The 16628-nt window shown below is 60.5% G+C and carries 14 protein-coding genes and 3 tRNA genes; 7 read left to right on the forward strand and 10 right to left on the reverse strand.

What is annotated here, in order from left to right:
* Nucleotides 1-75: 75 nt before the first annotated feature.
* Nucleotides 76-1020, forward strand: a complete 945-nt coding sequence (gene speB / locus BMZ35_RS07880; RefSeq protein WP_093092754.1) for an agmatinase — start codon at nt 76-78, stop codon at nt 1018-1020.
* A 67-nt stretch (nt 1021-1087) separates the two neighbouring features.
* Here the strand turns inward: speB and BMZ35_RS07885 are convergent, their stop codons facing one another.
* From BMZ35_RS07885 to BMZ35_RS07895, 3 genes are all read right to left on the reverse strand, one after another.
* Nucleotides 1088-3442, reverse strand: a complete 2355-nt coding sequence (locus tag BMZ35_RS07885) for a TRAP transporter large permease (RefSeq protein WP_093092756.1) — start codon at nt 3440-3442, stop codon at nt 1088-1090.
* Nucleotides 3443-3459: 17 nt separating this feature from the next.
* Entirely contained in the window at nt 3460-4374 is a 915-nt protein-coding gene (locus BMZ35_RS07890; RefSeq protein WP_093092758.1) for a TRAP transporter small permease subunit, read from the reverse strand.
* Nucleotides 4375-4492: 118 nt separating this feature from the next.
* Nucleotides 4493-5578: a TRAP transporter substrate-binding protein gene (locus tag BMZ35_RS07895; protein WP_093092760.1), complete on the reverse strand. Its 1086-nt coding sequence runs from the start codon at nt 5576-5578 to the stop codon at nt 4493-4495.
* Between the two features lie 246 nt (nt 5579-5824).
* Here BMZ35_RS07895 and BMZ35_RS07900 point away from each other — a divergent pair, with 246 nt between their 5' ends.
* On the forward strand, nt 5825-7255 hold the full coding sequence (locus BMZ35_RS07900; protein ID WP_093092762.1) for a cache domain-containing protein: 1431 nt from the start codon (nt 5825-5827) through the stop codon (nt 7253-7255).
* Nucleotides 7252-7896, forward strand: coding sequence for a response regulator transcription factor (locus BMZ35_RS07905; RefSeq protein WP_093092764.1), 645 nt, complete (start codon nt 7252-7254; stop codon nt 7894-7896). Before BMZ35_RS07900 ends, BMZ35_RS07905 begins: the two co-directional genes overlap by 4 nt.
* Before the next feature lie 236 nt (nt 7897-8132).
* On the opposite strand, the gene ispG is transcribed toward BMZ35_RS07905, so the two are convergent.
* From ispG to hemA, 3 genes are all read right to left on the reverse strand, one after another.
* Nucleotides 8133-9254, reverse strand: a complete 1122-nt coding sequence (gene ispG, locus BMZ35_RS07910) for a flavodoxin-dependent (E)-4-hydroxy-3-methylbut-2-enyl-diphosphate synthase (RefSeq protein WP_093092766.1) — start codon at nt 9252-9254, stop codon at nt 8133-8135.
* Between the two features lie 93 nt (nt 9255-9347).
* Complete coding sequence (locus tag BMZ35_RS07915) at nt 9348-10547, reverse strand: helix-turn-helix domain-containing protein (protein ID WP_093092768.1); 1200 nt, start codon at nt 10545-10547, stop codon at nt 9348-9350.
* Between the two features lie 110 nt (nt 10548-10657).
* Nucleotides 10658-11881: a 5-aminolevulinate synthase gene (gene hemA / locus BMZ35_RS07920; RefSeq protein ID WP_093092770.1), complete on the reverse strand. Its 1224-nt coding sequence runs from the start codon at nt 11879-11881 to the stop codon at nt 10658-10660.
* Nucleotides 11882-12108: 227 nt separating this feature from the next.
* On the opposite strand from hemA, the gene BMZ35_RS07925 reads away from it, so the two are divergent.
* Complete coding sequence (locus BMZ35_RS07925) at nt 12109-13485, forward strand: dipeptidase (protein WP_093092772.1); 1377 nt, start codon at nt 12109-12111, stop codon at nt 13483-13485.
* A gap of 28 nt (nt 13486-13513) precedes the next feature.
* Nucleotides 13514-14395 (forward strand): alpha/beta fold hydrolase, encoded by an 882-nt coding sequence (locus BMZ35_RS07930; protein ID WP_093092774.1) that lies wholly within the window; start codon nt 13514-13516, stop codon nt 14393-14395.
* On the opposite strand, the gene BMZ35_RS07935 is transcribed toward BMZ35_RS07930, so the two are convergent.
* The 3 genes from BMZ35_RS07935 to BMZ35_RS07945 form a co-directional block, all read right to left on the reverse strand.
* Nucleotides 14361-14582, reverse strand: a complete 222-nt coding sequence (locus BMZ35_RS07935; RefSeq protein ID WP_093092776.1) for an RND transporter — start codon at nt 14580-14582, stop codon at nt 14361-14363. The genes BMZ35_RS07930 and BMZ35_RS07935 overlap by 35 nt on opposite strands.
* Nucleotides 14583-14617: 35 nt before the next feature.
* Nucleotides 14618-14694: transfer RNA gene (locus BMZ35_RS07940), tRNA-Asp, on the reverse strand.
* 77 nt (nt 14695-14771) lie between these two features.
* Nucleotides 14772-14848: transfer RNA gene (locus tag BMZ35_RS07945), tRNA-Asp, on the reverse strand.
* A gap of 214 nt (nt 14849-15062) precedes the next feature.
* Between BMZ35_RS07945 and BMZ35_RS07950 the strand changes: the two genes are divergently transcribed.
* The gene (locus tag BMZ35_RS07950) at nt 15063-15248 is read left to right on the forward strand and encodes a hypothetical protein (RefSeq protein ID WP_093093300.1); all 186 of its coding nucleotides are present in this window, start codon (nt 15063-15065) and stop codon (nt 15246-15248) included.
* Between the two features lie 162 nt (nt 15249-15410).
* Here the strand turns inward: BMZ35_RS07950 and BMZ35_RS07955 are convergent.
* A tRNA-Val gene (locus BMZ35_RS07955) sits at nt 15411-15486 on the reverse strand.
* Nucleotides 15487-15541: 55 nt separating this feature from the next.
* Here BMZ35_RS07955 and BMZ35_RS07960 point away from each other — a divergent pair.
* A complete protein-coding gene (locus BMZ35_RS07960; RefSeq protein WP_242654738.1) occupies nt 15542-16609 on the forward strand; it encodes a GlxA family transcriptional regulator in 1068 nt (355 codons plus the stop codon).
* The last annotated feature ends 19 nt before the right edge of the window (nt 16610-16628 follow it).

Consider the following 16628-nt stretch of genomic DNA (forward strand, 5'->3'; position numbering starts at 1 on the left):
GCCACGCTCACGGATCAACCAAGCCCCCATGCCCGCACGGCATGGGGCACCCAATTCAAGATATGGAGCCAGACCATGGACAACACGACCGACCGCGCCTTCATGACACGCGACGCGAGGGGCATGGGCAACGAGGCCACTTATAGTGGCGCTTTGAGCCTGTTTCGCCGCAAGTATTCGCGTGACCTGCGAGGCGTCGATATGGTGACTTGGGGCGTTCCCTACGACCTGGCGGTCACGAACCGCCCCGGCTGCCGGTTTGGGCCGCGCGCCATCCGGGCGGTGTCGTCAAACCTCGCGTGGGATGGCGGCCCATGGCCATGGGGGTTCGACCCGTTCGAGACCCTGAATATGGTCGATTATGGCGATTGCGACATCGATCCGGGCTATCCGCATCAGATCCCCGAGCAGATCTTTGAGCAGGCGCGCGCGATTTTGGCATCCGGTGCGTTCCTGTTGACTATGGGCGGCGATCATTCCGTCACCTATCCCCTCCTGAAGGCGCAGGCCGAACGGCACGGGCCGATCTCGCTGATCCAGATCGACGCACATTCCGACACGTGGGAAGAACCCAACAAGCGGATCGACCACGGCACCATGTTCTTTCACGCCGCCGCCGAGGGCATTCTCGCACCCGAAGCCTCGGTTCAGGTCGGAATGCGCACCATGAATGACGACACGCATGGCTTCACGGTGCTCGATGCGAACTGGGTGCACGAAAATGGCATCGACGCCACCGTCGCCCGGATCAAGGAGGTGGTGGCCGACCGCCCGACCTATCTCAGCTTCGACATCGACGCGCTTGATCCTGCTTTTGCTCCGGGCACGGGCACGCCGGTCTGCGGCGGCCTGTCGACTCATCAGGCGCAGTCGCTGATCCGCAAGCTTCAGGGCACGAACCTCGTGGGGGCCGATCTCGTCGAGGTCTCCCCCCCTTATGACCATGCCGAGATCACTGCGCTCGCAGGCGCCTCTCTTCTACTGGACATGATCTGCCTTGTCGCCAAGGCCCGGATGTAGGCACCAGCCGGGGCGCAAATGCAAACGGGGGCCCAGAGGCCCCCGTTTCTTTTTCATCGATCCATGATCAGTGCCCGATCAGGGCCGGCAGGATCGTCACCACCGACGGGAAGGCCCAGAGCAGCCCCAGCCCGACAACCTGGATCAACACGAACGGAATGATCCCCTGGTAGATATGGCCCGTCGTGACCTCCTTGGGTGCCACGCCGCGCAGATAGAACAGCGCGAAGCCAAAGGGCGGTGTCAGGAACGAGGTCTGCAAGTTGACCGCGATCATGATTGTCACCCATTTCGGATCGAAGGTCCCACCATAGATGACCGGCCCGACGATCGGGATCACGATGTAGATGATCTCGAGGAAGTCGAGCACGAAGCCCAGCACAAAGAGCACCAGCATCACGATCAGGAACACCGTGAACTCGTTGTCGAACGACTTCAGGAAGCCCTGGATGTAATGCTCGCCACCAAAGCTGATCACCACGAGGTTCAAGAGCTGCGACCCGATCAGGATGGTGAACACCATCGACGTCACCTTGGCGGTTTCCCGCACGATCGGCGTCAGCACCTTGCCCCGCATCAGCACCCAGCAGCCATAGAGAATGCCGAAGATGGCAAACAGGTAGGCGGCTTTGGCGACGGCAAAGGCAATGATGTTCTCAACCGCAACATCCTGCTGGTTCATCCGCAGATCGAAGTTCACCCCGACAAGAATCATGATGATGATCGCAAAGGTCGCCCAGATGATGATCGCCCCGGATTTCTCCTGATCCCTGAGCTTGCGATAGGCCGCCAGCATGATTGCACCACCGGCCCCAAGCGCCGCTGCCGGCGTCGGGTTGGTGATCCCACCAAGGATCGACCCCAGCACCGCCACGATGAGCACGAGCGGCGGGAAGACAACGCGCAGAAGCTCGTTCTTGCCCAGCAGCCCGGCCGCATAGCGACAGGCATAGAGTGTCATCGCCAACGGGATCGCAAGGTAGACAAGCGTCCAGCCCGGCGTCGTAGTCGGCGTGATCAGCAGGATATCGACCAAAAGACCCAGCACGATCCCTGCCCCACCAATCAACAGCGGCGTGGTGTTCGCGCTCGGCGACACGCCCCGTGCGGTGGTCAGGATCAGACCCAGCAGCAGGAAGCCGATGGCAATGCCCGACCCGATCGGCGCCGCGGCGGCAACCTTCTCGGCAAAGACCTCTGCCCGTTCCTCGTCGGTCAGCTTATGCGCCTGTTCGACACCACCGGCCTCGTCAATCGCCTTTTGTTCGGCCACGGCCTCATCCCAGGCACTCTGACCATGCAGCTCGATCATCGACGCGGCGCATTCCTCGCTCACATTGGTGCGCAGGCTTGCGGTCTGTCCGGCATCCGAGAAGCTGTCCACGACGATGTTCTGGTTGCCGATCACGTTGACCTGACCCAACAGGATCACAGCCGCGATCAGCGCCACCGGAACGCCAAGGAACCAGGTGAAGGCTTCGCCGCGGGTGACAGGTTCGTTGCTGGATGCGCCCAGTTCCACGGCGGGTGCCTTGGACGGGTTGAACAGCGCATACCCAAAGGCATAGAGCCCGTAGAGAATGGCCAGCATGATCCCCGGCAGCAGAGCCGCCTGGAACAGCGTGCCCACCGACACAACCGCCGGTTCCCCGAGATAGGTCAGCGCATCCGAACACCCTGCCACCTGCGCACGCGTTTCCTGCGCCGCCGAGTAGAGGTCGCCAGCGAGCGTACCCAGAAGAACGATCACGATCGACGGCGGAATGATCTGCCCCAGCGTGCCCGACGCGGCAATCACGCCGGTGGCCAGCTGCGGCGAATAGCCGGCGCGCAACATGGTGGGCAGCGACAGAAGACCCATGGTCACAACCGTCGCGCCAACGATCCCGGTCGAGGCTGCAAGGAAGGCCCCCACGACAACAACCGACACCGCCAGACCACCGGGCAGCGGGCCAAAGACGCGCGCCATCGTGGTCAGAAGATCGTTTGCGATCTTCGAGCGTTCCAGCGTGATCCCCATCAGGACGAACATCACAACCGCGAGCAGCGTTTCGATCGACTGACCGGCCAATACGCGTTCGTTCATACGGTTCACGATGAACGACAGGTTGCGGTCCATGGCCTGTTCCCAGCCACCAACGAACACCGGCTCGGCGATCCGTGGCAATTCCGGGTATCGGAATATGGAAATCGTGTCCGCCTTGACCCCTTGCGAAATCAGCTCGGCATACATGGCCGATCCTGTATCAATCGCCTGGTGGATCAGGATACCGGCACTGTCCAGTGCCGCGATGATCGCGAATGAGATGACCCCGGCGCCACCGATGGCGAACGCCACCGGGAACCCCGACAAGATGCCTCCGAAAAGGCAGAGAAAGACGATAATCAGGCCGATCTCGACCCCATCAAGTCCAAATAGCATTGTTTCTGCCCCTTAGATTAGTGCGTGCCTTCGTAGGCTTCTTCGCCCTCGCCCAGCGTATCGCGGTCGAGGTACTTGCCTGCGCTGGCTTCGCCTTCCTTGAATTCAAGGTACGAGCGATAGAAGAACGCAATGGCTTGCAGGAACACCATGCCCGCAAAGGCGACAAGCAGCACCTTGAACAGGAAATAGGCGTTGAAGCCGTTGGGTGAGAAGCCGATGGTTTCCACGTTCCATTTCAGGATACGGGCCTTTTTCATCAGCAGTTCGACCTTGTCGCTGGCCGATACTTTCGGCGTCACAAGGTGGCGCCACATGAAGAACCAGCCATACATCCAGGTCAGCACAGCCGCCGGCATCATGAAGATCAGCGAGCCGAACATATCGATCACGCGCTTGGCGCGGTGGCTGATCGTCGAATAGACAAGGTCCACCCGCACATGGCCGCCCTGCACGAACGTGTAGGTGGCACACAGGCTCACGATCATGGCGTTGTAAAGCTTGAGCTCTTCGGCCCACCAGCTCACGTCAGCGGTGAGGAAATCTACGTTCCAGATCAGGCTGATCTCGGCGACGGTAAAGATCCGCTGCAGGAAAACGATCACGATCTGCTGGATCACCATCAGCAGGCCCGCCCAAGCAAAGAACCGTCCAACCGTGTTGGCAAACCCTTCCAGCACCCGCACACAGCCCCACATGAAGCTGTTGCGCCAAAGCCCGATGGCCGTGATGATCAAGAAAGTGGTGAACACCACAAAGAAAAACTCGGTCGAGCCACCATAATAGACAAAGCGCATCAGCGCCTGCTTGTCCTCCGTGGTTTCAAGACCGCCAATCCAGCTCAGCCACTGACCGGGATGCGTGATTGCATACCCCGTATTCACGAAGGCTTGGCCGATATTGGAAAAGAACCAGACCAGAGCGTCCAGCATTGTCCCCCATCCCCTTTTTGTCGAAAACATGGGACGACACCGCCAATCCGTCCCGATTTTTGCAAAAGGCCCCCCGGGTTTCGGTCCGGGGGGCCAGTTTGCTTAGCGATACAAGGCCTTAGCCCATCACACGGTCACGCTGGGCGCGGTACACGCCCTCGGACTTGACCAGCCAGCCCGACGATGCGCGCATCGAGGTTTCCACCGAGTTGCGGATCTTGGCGAACAGTTCGTCATCCATGTAGCTGTCCATGGTCTCTTTCGAGGCGGCACCCATCGCATCCCAGACGCTGTCCGGGAATTCCAGGGTCTTCACGCCACCAGCCTGCAGACGCTGAAGCGCGGCACCGTTGTTGTTGAGGAACTGCGCAAGGTTCCACTGGTGCGCGGCTGCGGCTGCGATCTCGATGATCTTCTGATGTGCCGGCGACAGCGAGTCATAGACTTCGCGGTTGGTCGCAAGCGACAGACCGGCGCCCGGCTCGTGGAAGCCCGCGGTGTAGTAGAACTTGGTGATTTCCTGGAAACCGGCTTTTTCGTCGGCCCACGGACCAATCCACTCGGTGCCGTCGATCGCACCCGAGGCCAGTGCCTGGTACACTTCCGAACCCGGAAGGTTCTGCACGGAAGCGCCCATTTTACCCAGCGCCTGGCCACCCAGACCCGGCATACGGAACTTCAGGCCCTGGAAGTCTTCGGGGCCGTTGATTTCCTTGGAGTACCAGCCACCCGCCTGGGCACCGGTGTTCCCGGCCAGGAAGGATTTCAGGCCAAAGATCTCGCCCAGCTCGTCATGCAGGCCCATGCCTTCGCCGTGGTAGTACCAGTTCACCAGTTCCTGCGCGGTCATGCCGAACGGCACGGCGGTGAAATAGGCGTAACCGGGGTGCTGGCTGACAAAGTAATAGTCGGCAGCGTGATACATGTCGGCCTGACCTGCGGTCACGGCGTCGAACACTTCGAACGCGCCCACGAGTTCGCCAGCCGCCTTGATGTCCACGGTCAGGTCGCCGTCCGACATCGCGGTGATGGTGTCAGCCGCGTACTGCGCCGCGTCGAACACACCCGCAAGGCCACGGCCCCACGAGGTCACCATGGTCAGGGTGCGCTTGCCCTGCGCATACGCCGGTGCTGCCAGAGTGGTGCTGGCTGCGGCTGCGGCGCCGCCAAGAGCAGAAGTTTTCAGAAAAGAACGACGATCCATTAGGTTCTTCCTCCCAGAATTGGTTCAGTCCGGGCAGTCTTTCGCTCCCCGGACGGATCGTTGAAGTAGGGCAAGCCTAGCGATGCGCCTTGAAACTTGGAATACCTAGTAATGCGTAGAATTCCGCCGACTGGGCAAAAAACTTCACCAATTTGATCCCCAAAACTGCGTAGCGCGGCATTGGCACAGCGACTTTTTTCGAATCGAGCCTATGATTCGAAGTCGAAGCAACGTAACGAATCAATCATGCGCCGCCTTCTTTCGCAGATGCGCCTTTCTTATGGGCAAAAGCTCTTCCTGCTGGCCACCGTACCGCTGATTCTGGCGGTTGCGGCCATTTCCGTCTTGGTGGCGTCGCAGTCGCGCCAACTGGCCGAGCGCGAGATTCGCGCGCTTGAAAACCAGCTCATCGAAGCCAAGAAGGCCGAGCTCAAGAACTACCTGTCGATTGCCCGGACCGCCTTTGTCAACATCTACGGCCGCGCCGCACCCGATGATGACAAGGCCAAGCTCGCCGTGACCCAGATCCTGTCCTCGATGCTTTACGGGCAGGACGGGTATTTCTTTGTGTTCGACTACGAAGGCAACAACCTGGTCAGCCCGCGCCAGACCTACCTCATTGGCAAGAACTGGCGTGGTATGACCGATCTGCACGGCACGCCGATCACGGACGAGCTGATCAAGATCGCCCGCTCGGGCGGCGGGTATCACAGCTTTGACTGGACCAAACCCAGCAGCCGGGAAACCGCGCGCATGGTGACATACACGATCGGGCTTCAGGACTGGCGCTGGGTGGTGGGCACGGGGATCTTCATCGACGACGTGCTCGACACCGTCGCCATGGCCCGCGCCGAGGTCGAGGCACGGGTGCAGCGCACCTCTTTCTACATTCTCGCCATCACGGTGGCCGCCCTGCTCCTCGTATTCCTGTCAGGCATGGTGATCACCGTGCGCGAACGCCGCCTGGCTGACGCCAAGCTCAAGGCGCTGACCCAGCGCGTGTTCGACGCCCAGGAAGAGGAACGCGGCCGCGTGGCGCGCGAATTGCATGACGGCATCAGCCAGCTTCTGGTGGGTGTACGCTATGCGCTCGACACGGCGCGTCGCCGGTTTGCCAGCGGTGACGATCGCGCGCCCGAGATGCTCGACAAGGGCATCGATCACCTGTCCGGCGCCATTCAGGAGGTACGCCGCATCTCGCGCGATCTGCGCCCCGGCGTGCTCGACGATCTGGGCTTGGGCCCCGCGCTCAAGGCCCTGACCGAGGATTTCAGCGCCCGCACCGGGATCGAAACCCGTTTCGAAACCGTCGTGTTCCGAAACCGGCTGGATCAGGAAGCCAAGATCGCTCTTTATCGCATCGCCCAGGAGGCGCTCACCAATATCGAGCGCCACGCCAACGCCACCGAGGTCTCCGTGGATGTGCGCGGGCACAAACGGGGCGCCACGCTGCGCATTGCCGATAATGGACAGGGCCTGCCGCTTGATCGCAAGGGCAATGCCACCAAGGGAGGGTTGGGCCTGCGCAACATGCAGGAGCGCGTCGAACAGCTTGATGGCACGCTGCGCCTCTTCACCAGCCGCTCCGGAACCGTGATCGTGGCCGAGGTGCCCTTGACTCACATGCTCACGCCGCAGGAAGACGGCCCTGACAAACGCAGAAAGGCCAGTGCATGACCGATATCGTCCGCGTCGCCATTGTCGACGACCACCCGATGGTGGCCGAAGGCATCCAGTCGATCCTTGAAAGCTATGACGACCTGACCGTGATCGCGACCCTCGCCAATGGACGCGAGGCGCTCGACACCCTGCCCGGTCTCAAACCCGACGTCATCCTTATGGACCTGAACATGCCCGAACTCGGCGGCCTGACAGCGACCGAGATGCTTCTAGAACGGGACCCCGACCTGCGCATTCTGGTACTGTCGATGCATGACAGCCCGGAATATATTTCAACGGCCCTCAGCCACGGCGCTATGGGTTACGTGCTCAAAGACGTACAGACCGACGAGATCAAAACCGCCATCGACGCCGTGATGCGCGGCGAACGCTACCTGTGCACCGGTGCGCAAGGCTCGCTGGAACCGCCGGAGGGCGGTGCGCGCGAACAGCTCACCAGCCGCGAGCAGACGGTGCTTTTGCAACTGGCGCAGGGCAAGTCCAACAAGGAAGTCGCGCAGGTGCTCAATATCTCGGTGCGCACGGTGGAAACCCACCGCAAGAACATCAAGCGCAAGCTGGGGATCTCCTCGACCGCGGGGCTGACCCGCTACGCGATGGAACATGGTGTTCTGCAGGGCACCGGCGCCGATCTTTGAAGCTCTGAGGGGCGCGCTCCCGCCCTCTTCGGGGCCTGGCGGCCCCTGCCAGAGGTTGGGCGTGGCTCAGCGGAGCTGAGCCTGTTTTGAGTATTTCCGGCAAAATGAAGAAATGGTTGCGCGCGCAGGCTTAACGAAGCGATTTCGCGTCCTGCCCCGTGCGGAATACCGACGCAATACCGACGTATTACCGACATGAAACCGATCGCAGGTATTCTGTCTTTTCAGGCATTTACCTATGATTCGGTCGCATTTGCGGCTTCGATCTCTGCCGCCTTCTTTTCGACCTGCTCAACGATGTGATCGATCATCTCGTCATTGGACAGTTTGTGGCTCTGTTTTCCGGCGAGATAGACCATGCCCGACCCGGCCCCACCACCGGTAAACCCGACATCAGTCATCAGCGCCTCACCGGGGCCGTTCACCACGCAGCCGATGATCGAAAGGCTCATCGGCGTGTGGATATGGGCCAGCCGGTTTTCCAGGGCTTCCACGGTCTTGATCACGTCGAACCCCTGCCGGGCGCAGCTTGGGCAGGAGATGATATTCACGCCGCGATGGCGCAGGCCAAGTGACTTGAGAATTTCGAAGCCGACCTTGACCTCTTCCACCGGGTCCGCGCTCAGGCTGACGCGCAGCGTGTCGCCGATGCCCATCCACAACAGCTGCCCCAGCCCGATGGCGGATTTGATCGTGCCACTTACAAAGCCGCCGGCCTCGGTCACACCGAGGTGAATCGGCGCGTCTGTGGCCTCGGCCAGCATCTGGTAGGCGGCGGCCGTCATGAAGACGTCGCTGGCTTTCACGCTGATCTTGAACTCGTGAAAATCGTTGTCCTGCAAGATCTTGATGTGTTCCAGCCCGCTTTCGACCATGGCGTCGGGACAGGGTTCACCATACTTGTCCAGCAGGTGTTTTTCCAGAGAACCGGCATTCACGCCGATACGGATCGAACAGCCGTGATCCTTGGCCGCCCTGATCACCTCGGCCACCCGTTTCTGATCGCCGATATTACCCGGATTGATCCGGAGGCACGCCGCGCCTGCCTCGGCGGCCTCGATCGCGCGCTTGTAGTGAAAATGGATGTCCGCCACGATCGGCACCGGGCTTTCACGGGTGATTTCCCTGAGCGCCGCCGTCGCCGCCGCATCCGGCGTCGAGACTCGCACGATATCCGCCCCAGCCTCGGCCGCCGCCATCACCTGTGCCAGCGTGGCCTTGACGTCGCTGCTGTCGGTGTTGGTCATGGTCTGAACGGCGATCGGGGCATCCCCGCCGACGGGCACGTTGCCCACCATGATCTGACGCGACTTGCGCCGCTCGATATTGCGCCACGGACGGATATGGTTCATGGACATGAAAAAGCCCCTCGCCGAATTGGTTCAGGGCCTTATCTAGTCGTCATCTTGGGCGGGGGCAATGCGCCAGAGCGCCCGAAAGCCCGATCCGGCTCAATCCTGCGAAACCACCACGTTCTGCGCCGCAGCAAGCGCCACGATCCGCGCCAATTCGGGATCATCGTCCAGATTGGCAACGGTGTAGGCTTCCTTGAGCGCCCCGGTATCCAGAGCCAGGTCACGCACCGTGTTGGTGCCGCTTCCGGCAGGGCCGAACAACTCGCCATTCAGCTTGAAATAGACCGATCCCGACATGCCCGCACGCAAGGTCGGCGGTTCCTCGGTGGTGGGAAGAACATACTCCTCTCCCGCATCGAGAATTTTCTCGAAAATCACAGTGCCATCCGCGGCACGCACTCGCACCCAGGCCGGGCGCACGGCCATCAGAACGATTTCGGGGGCGTCATCCGCGACCACCTTGGGCGCGACAGGTGTTTGCGCAGGCGGCTGGATCGCCGCCAATGTCGGAGCCGTGGGCGTAAAGACGCCATTGGCGTTCGGGTCGAGCTGCGAGATCGGTGCATCGCGCGCCACCAGAACGGGCACATCCAGCGCCTGTGGGCGATAGAGCCGGTCAAGGGCATCACTGGGCGGTGCAAACACGCCCGTCGAAGCCACGATATCCTCAGATGCCTCAGATGCCGCACCTTCCTGTGCGGCCGTAACCGGATCAAGGTCCGAGAGCACGACCGGCTTCTGCTCCACCGGGGCGAGCGTGACCCGCTGAATTTCATTCAGCACGCTCCAGCCGCCATAGCCGATCGCCGCAATCAGCGCGACCAGCACCAGCGACGACCCAATGGCACGTGGTTCGATCCTTGACAGGATCGATTCCTGAACCGGTGTGAACGCCATGTTGGAAGACGAAAAGGGATCCTGCCCCGCCGGTTTGGCGATGGCCTCCGGCTTGCGAATGCTCGACGCTTCGGCAGACATGCCATGCGCGGTCGAAAAGCCGCTTTCCTCGCAGAATGTGGCGAATGCCTCGTCCGGGTTCATGCCCAGATAACGCGCGTAAGAGCGGACGTAACCGGCAATGAAGCCGGGGGTTTCAAACGCGCTTGGATCGGAATTCTCAATCGCTGCGATATAGGAGGCCCGGATGCGCAACTCGCGCTGAACGTCCAGAAGGGACTTGCCCATCGTCGCCCTTTCGCCCCGCATCGTGTCACCAAGACGCAGGTCGAAATCGTCAAAGCCCTTGGGCCTTTCCTCTACTGCTTCGGTCTTACGCTGTCCCTTGCGCCCGATCATGCCATACGCCCCATGTTCACGCCGACCCGCTACCGTCCCACGATTCGGATCGGTCCCTTTGTTAGTGGCATCCTAGCACAAGGCAACGCTTTTTGCACCCGGGGCGCGGTTCACCCCGCCAGTTCGGCACGATTCAGCGCACAGTGGCTCCAAAGCTGATCCATGGCCGCGACCAGACGGTCCATCTCCTCGGGCCCGTGCACCGGCGACGGCGTAAAGCGCAGACGCTCGGTGCCGCGCGGCACCGTCGGAAAGTTGATCGGCTGTACGTAAATACCGAATTGTTCCAGCAACATATCGCTCAGCGCCTTGGTGTGCACCGGGTCGCCAACGATCACCGGAACGATGTGGCTGCCATGATCAATGATCGGCAGGCCCAGCCCCTTGAGCCGCAGTTTGAGCACCTTGGCCTGTTCCTGGTGACGGTCCCGGCGCGCCTGATCTGTCTTGAGATGTGCCACCGATGCGGCCGCCCCTGCGGCCACAGCGGGCGGCAGCGAGGTGGTGAAGATAAAGCCCGGTGCATAGGATCGCACGGCATCGCACATCTTGGCCGACGCAGCGATATAGCCTCCCATCACGCCATAGGCCTTGGCCAGCGTGCCGTTGATGATGTCGATCCGGTGCGCAAGGCGATCCCGTTCGGTCACACCACCGCCGCGCGGGCCATACATGCCAACCGCATGCACTTCGTCGATATATGTCAACGCGCCAAATTCGTCGGCAACGTCGCAAATTTCTTCGATGGGGCCGAAATCGCCGTCCATTGAATAGACCGACTCAAAGGCGATCAGCTTGGGGGCTTTCGGATCGTCCGCCGCGATCAGCTCCCGAAGATGGGCCACGTCATTGTGGCGGAAGATGCGCTTGGCACCACCGTTGCGGCGCACGCCTTCGATCATCGACGCATGGTTCAGTTCGTCAGAATAGATGATCAGGCCGGGGAACAGCTTGGGCAGCGTCGACAATGTCGCATCATTGGCAATGTAGGCGCTTGTGAACAACAGCGCAGCTTCCTTGCCGTGCAGATCCGCCAGTTCGGCCTCAAGACGCTTGTGATAGGCCGTGGTGCCCGAGATATTGCGCGTACCGCCCGATCCGGCGCCGGTGGCGTCAATGGCTTCGTGCATGGCATTCATCACAACCGGATGCTGGCCCATGCCCAGATAATCATTGCCACACCACACCGTCACAGGTGCAGTCGTGCCGTCGGGCTTGTTCCAGACCGCGTGCGGGAAATTGCCCCGTTCCCGTTCGATGTCGATGAAGGTCCGGTAACGTCCTTCGTCATGCAGTCGCTGGATGGCAACATCTAGCTGAGCAGTATAGTCCACGCGGTTTCCTCCACTTCGAATAACAGGCCCGGAGGATGCGCGTTTCCGGCCTGCACCTATTCACGTTCGTGAATACATATATCGTACGCACCTTTGAGACAACAGGTAACAAATTGTCCCTGCGCCTCACATTGACTCATGTCAAGGGATTCAGGCCCAGTTTTGCCCCTCTGGACACCAACCAAGCCAATGCTAGGGTCTGACCAAACGTCAAAGCAGGAGACCCCATGTCGCTTGATTCCGTACTCGCCCGCATCGACCAGGAAATGCCTCAGGCGCTTGACCGCCTGATGGAACTCCTGCGCATTCCCTCAATCTCCACCGATCCCGCCTTCAAGGACGATTGCCAGACCGCTGCCGACTGGCTTGTCGCCGATCTGCAAAGCCTCGGGGTGGACGCGTCCAAACGTGAAACACCTGGCCATCCGATGGTCGTGGGCCATGTCGACGGAGACGGCCCGCACCTTTTGTTTTATGGGCATTATGACGTACAGCCGGTGGATCCGCTGGAGCTTTGGGACCGTGATCCGTTTGATCCCGTACTTGAAGACACCCCCACCGGCAAAGTGATCCGGGGCCGCGGATCTTCAGATGACAAGGGGCAGTTGATGACCTTTGTCGAAGCCTGCCGCGCATGGAAAGCCGTACATGGCACCCTACCCTGCAAGATCACCTTCTTCTTCGAAGGCGAAGAGGAATCCGGGTCGCCTTCGCTGATTCCCTTCCTCGAAGAGCACAAGGATGAGCTTTCCGCCGATATCGCACTCGTCTGTGACACGTCCATGGTTTCACGCGGCGTGCCCTCCATCGCCTCGCAACTGCGCGGAATGCTCAAGGATGAATTCACCCTGACCGGCCCCCGAATCGACCTGCATTCTGGCCATTACGGCGGTCCCGGCCTCAACCCGCTCCGCGAACTGGCCCGTATCGTGGACAGCTTTTATGACGCCGAAACCGGCCGCGTCGCAGTCGAGGGTTTCTACGAAGGCGTACACGAAGTGCCCGACGAACAACTGCGCCAATGGCAAAATTGCGGCTTTGACGAAGGCGACTACCTCGGCACCGTGGGTTACAGCCAACCCCACGGCGAAAAGGCCTATTCCACCCTCGAGCAGCAATGGGCCCGACCCACACTCGAAATCAACGGCCTTTGGGGCGGCTATAACGGTGTTGGCTCCAAAACCGTGATTCCCTCCAAGGCCCATTGCAAGATCACCTGCCGCCTCGTGGGCGACATGGACCCCGATGCGCTTCGCGACAAGATCCGGAAACACGTACAAGACCGGCTGTCACCTGATCTCAGCGTCGAGTGGGACAATGATCTCGAAGGTTCCCGTGCCTCGGTCATGAACATCGCGCGCCCCGAATTCGAATCCGCGCGCCAGGCCTTGTCGGATGAATGGAACCGCGAGGCAGTCTTTACCGGCATGGGCGGCTCGATCCCGGTTGTCGGCTTTTTCAAGTCGATCCTCGAACTGGATGCGATGCTGGTCGGCTATGCCAACGAAGACGATCAGATCCACTCACCCAACGAAAAATACGACCTTGAAAGCTTCCACAAGGGGATTCGCAGCTGGGCGCGCATCCTTGACGCCCTGACCTGAAGACCTTTCCCAAGGAGGGACACTGTACATGTTTGAAGACGTTTCCCTCCAATTCGCCCAGGTCAACGAACAGACCATCGCCTATCGCAGGATGGGCGATGGCCCGCCCGTGCTCTTGCTGCACGGCTATCCGCAAACTCACGCGCTCTGGGCCCAGATCGCACCGCTTCTGGCGAACCGCTTCACAATCGTGATGGCGGACCTACGCGGCTATGGAGACAGTTCCAAACCCGAGGGCCTCAACACCTACACGTTTCGTCACATCGGCACCGACCAACTGGCCCTGATGGCCCATCTTGGATTTGAGCGTTTCCACCTCGTTGGTCACGACCGGGGCGCGCGCACGGCGCATCGTATGGCGCTGGATGCGCCGGACTGCATCACCTCTCTGACCCTGATGGACATTGTGCCCACCCATCATCTGCTTGCGGATCTGCGCAAGGATGTGGCACGCGCCTATTACCACTGGTTTTTCCTGGCCCAACCCGCGCCGTTTCCCGAAAACCTGATCCTGTCGAACCCGGATCGCTACTACGAAACCTGCCTGACCGGATGGGGCCACGCAACGCTGTCTGACTTTGATGCGGATCAGCTTGCCGCCTACCGCTCCGCGTGGCGCGATCCGGAGACAACCCGGGCCATGTGCGATGACTACCGCGCAACACTGGATCTGGATTTCGAACTGGATGCAGCGGATCTCGACCGGCAGGTGGCCTGCCCGACCCTTGTTCTCTGGGGCGCCGATGGCGCAATGGGAAAGATGTACGACGTGGCCGCCACATGGTCCCCGCGCCTTGCCAACATGACAGCACGGTCTCTTCCCGGCGGGCATTTCTTCCTGGATCAATACCCCCAAGAAACCGCCGACGCGCTGCTCAGCTTCCTGCCCGGACCTGCCGCAGGCCCTTGAGCGCCAACAGCACAACCGGGGCGCCGTGCATCAACAGATCAAACCAGTCGATTGGCTTCACCAGCGTCCCTGAAACAAGCATTTTGAGTTTTTCCCAAAGATGCGGCTCTGGCGAAAACGGCGCCAGTCCGAGAATCACCGCCACCAGCAGCAACGTTGTCCACGAAATCCTGTCGAGAAACGCCATTTCCTTACCTTGTCTATTGAACTGAGGGAGAAAAGTGGCGCGGTTGACGGGGCTCGAACCCGCGACCCCCGGCGTGACAGGCCGGTACTCTAACCAACTGAGCTACAACCGCGCATTTTTCGTCTTTCGACATGATCCGTTTCCGGGAGGTTTCTCCCATCTGGAACCCCGGATCGGGGCTGGCAGCGGTGGCGCGGTTGACGGGGCTCGAACCCGCGACCCCCGGCGTGACAGGCCGGTACTCTAACCAACTGAGCTACAACCGCTCACTGCCCGCTTCCGGACGGTGCCCGTCAGCGTGAGCCGTGGTTTATGCCGCCCATCCGGGTACGTCAAGCGGATATGCCGCCCCAAAAGCAAGAAAATTTGCAGCGGAGACACACCGACCCGCGGACCATTTCGAACGGGCTTTGTTTCCTCCCGAATTTGTGTTCATATACCCTCATCAACTTTTTGATACCTGGAAAGGACAATGCCGATATGAAACCTCTTTACGCCGCCCTTTGCATCGCTGGCATCACTCTCGCAGCTTGTGGTCAGCAGGAAGAACCGACCCCGGTTTACATGCAGCCCAACTTTGACAAGCGCGGCAACGCAAGCTGTGACATGGGTTACACTCTGATCACCACCGAATCCGGCTCGGTTGCCTGTGCACCGGCCAGCTGATCTCCAGACAACCTGAAGATCGCGAATTTGAGACGGGCGGGATCACCCCCGCCCGTTTTCTTTTGGATGATCTGAAAACGGATGCAGGTCTGACAGCCCCTTACTGCAAGACGCGCCAAGCGCAGACCGGCGCGGGTTCCAATTACGAAAGCGGGAGAAGAATGGTGGGTCGTGAGAGGCTCGAACTCCCGACATCTTCGGTGTAAACGAAGCGCTCTACCAACTGAGCTAACGACCCGGTGACGGTGGATTTAGCGATTGTTCCGCGGGCTTGCAACCGCTTTTTTTCCGTATTGCACACCCTTTTTCTACGCTACTATGTCAGCGATCCGAAAAGCCTTTTCTGTACAGGTGCCGACTTGCCAGATGCCATTGTCCCAAAGGGAGTCGCCCACGTCCCGCTTCCCCCCGTTGCCGCTGCGGAACCGATCGTTTTTGCCCTGTTGCCAAACCTGTCGATGCTCGCCTTTACCTCGGCGGTGGAAACCCTGCGCATTGCCAATCAGCTGACCGGACAAAGCCTCTACAGCTGGACGACGGTGTCCGAAACCGGTGAAAACGTGCGCTGTTCGAACGGGATCGAAATCGGCATTGACGCTCCCATCGGCGACACCCCGTCAAACGCCCGCATCTTCGTGTGTTCCGGCGTACAACCCGAGCGCTCGATAAGCCCGCGCACCTCAGATTGGATTCGCCGCCAATGGCGTATGGGGCGCACTGTTGGCGGTCTGTGCACCGGGGCCTATACGCTTGCGCGCGCCGGGATTCTCGCTGGGCGCACCTTTACCCTTCACTGGGAAAACATCGCACCGTTTCGCGAGCATTTTCCCGGTCTGGACCCGGTCGAACAGCTCTACGCCATCGATGATCGCATTCTCACCTGTGGGGGCGGCGCTGCGGCGACGGACCTTTTCATCAAGCTGATCTATGAACGTCATGGCACCGATCTGGCCCGCGCGGTGCTCAACATGTGCCTGCACTCTGTGCAGCGTCTGGAAACCGACCGGCAGCAGGCGTCCACCTCGGCAAGCCTTGGCACCCGCAACGAGAAACTCCTCGCGATCATCGCCCATTTCGAAGAGAACCTTGATGGCGAGATCGACCTTGGCGCCCTCACCCGCGACCTTGGTGTCTCGCGCCGCCAGATCGAACGGCTTTTCCGCACCCATCTCAATACGACCCCGAAACGTTATCTTCAGGATCTGCGCCTGCACCGCGCCCGAATCCTTCTTGCAGAAACCGATATGCCCGTGGTCGAAGTGGCCATTGCCTGTGGCTACGAAACCGCTGGAAACTTCTCCAAACGCTTCCGCGAAGCCTTTGGCATGTCGCCCTACAAGTTTTCGACCGGAAAAGGGTAATCCGATCCTGCCCGACAGG

Source organism: Shimia aestuarii (assembly GCF_900114635.1).
GTDB lineage: Bacteria > Pseudomonadota > Alphaproteobacteria > Rhodobacterales > Rhodobacteraceae > Shimia > Shimia aestuarii.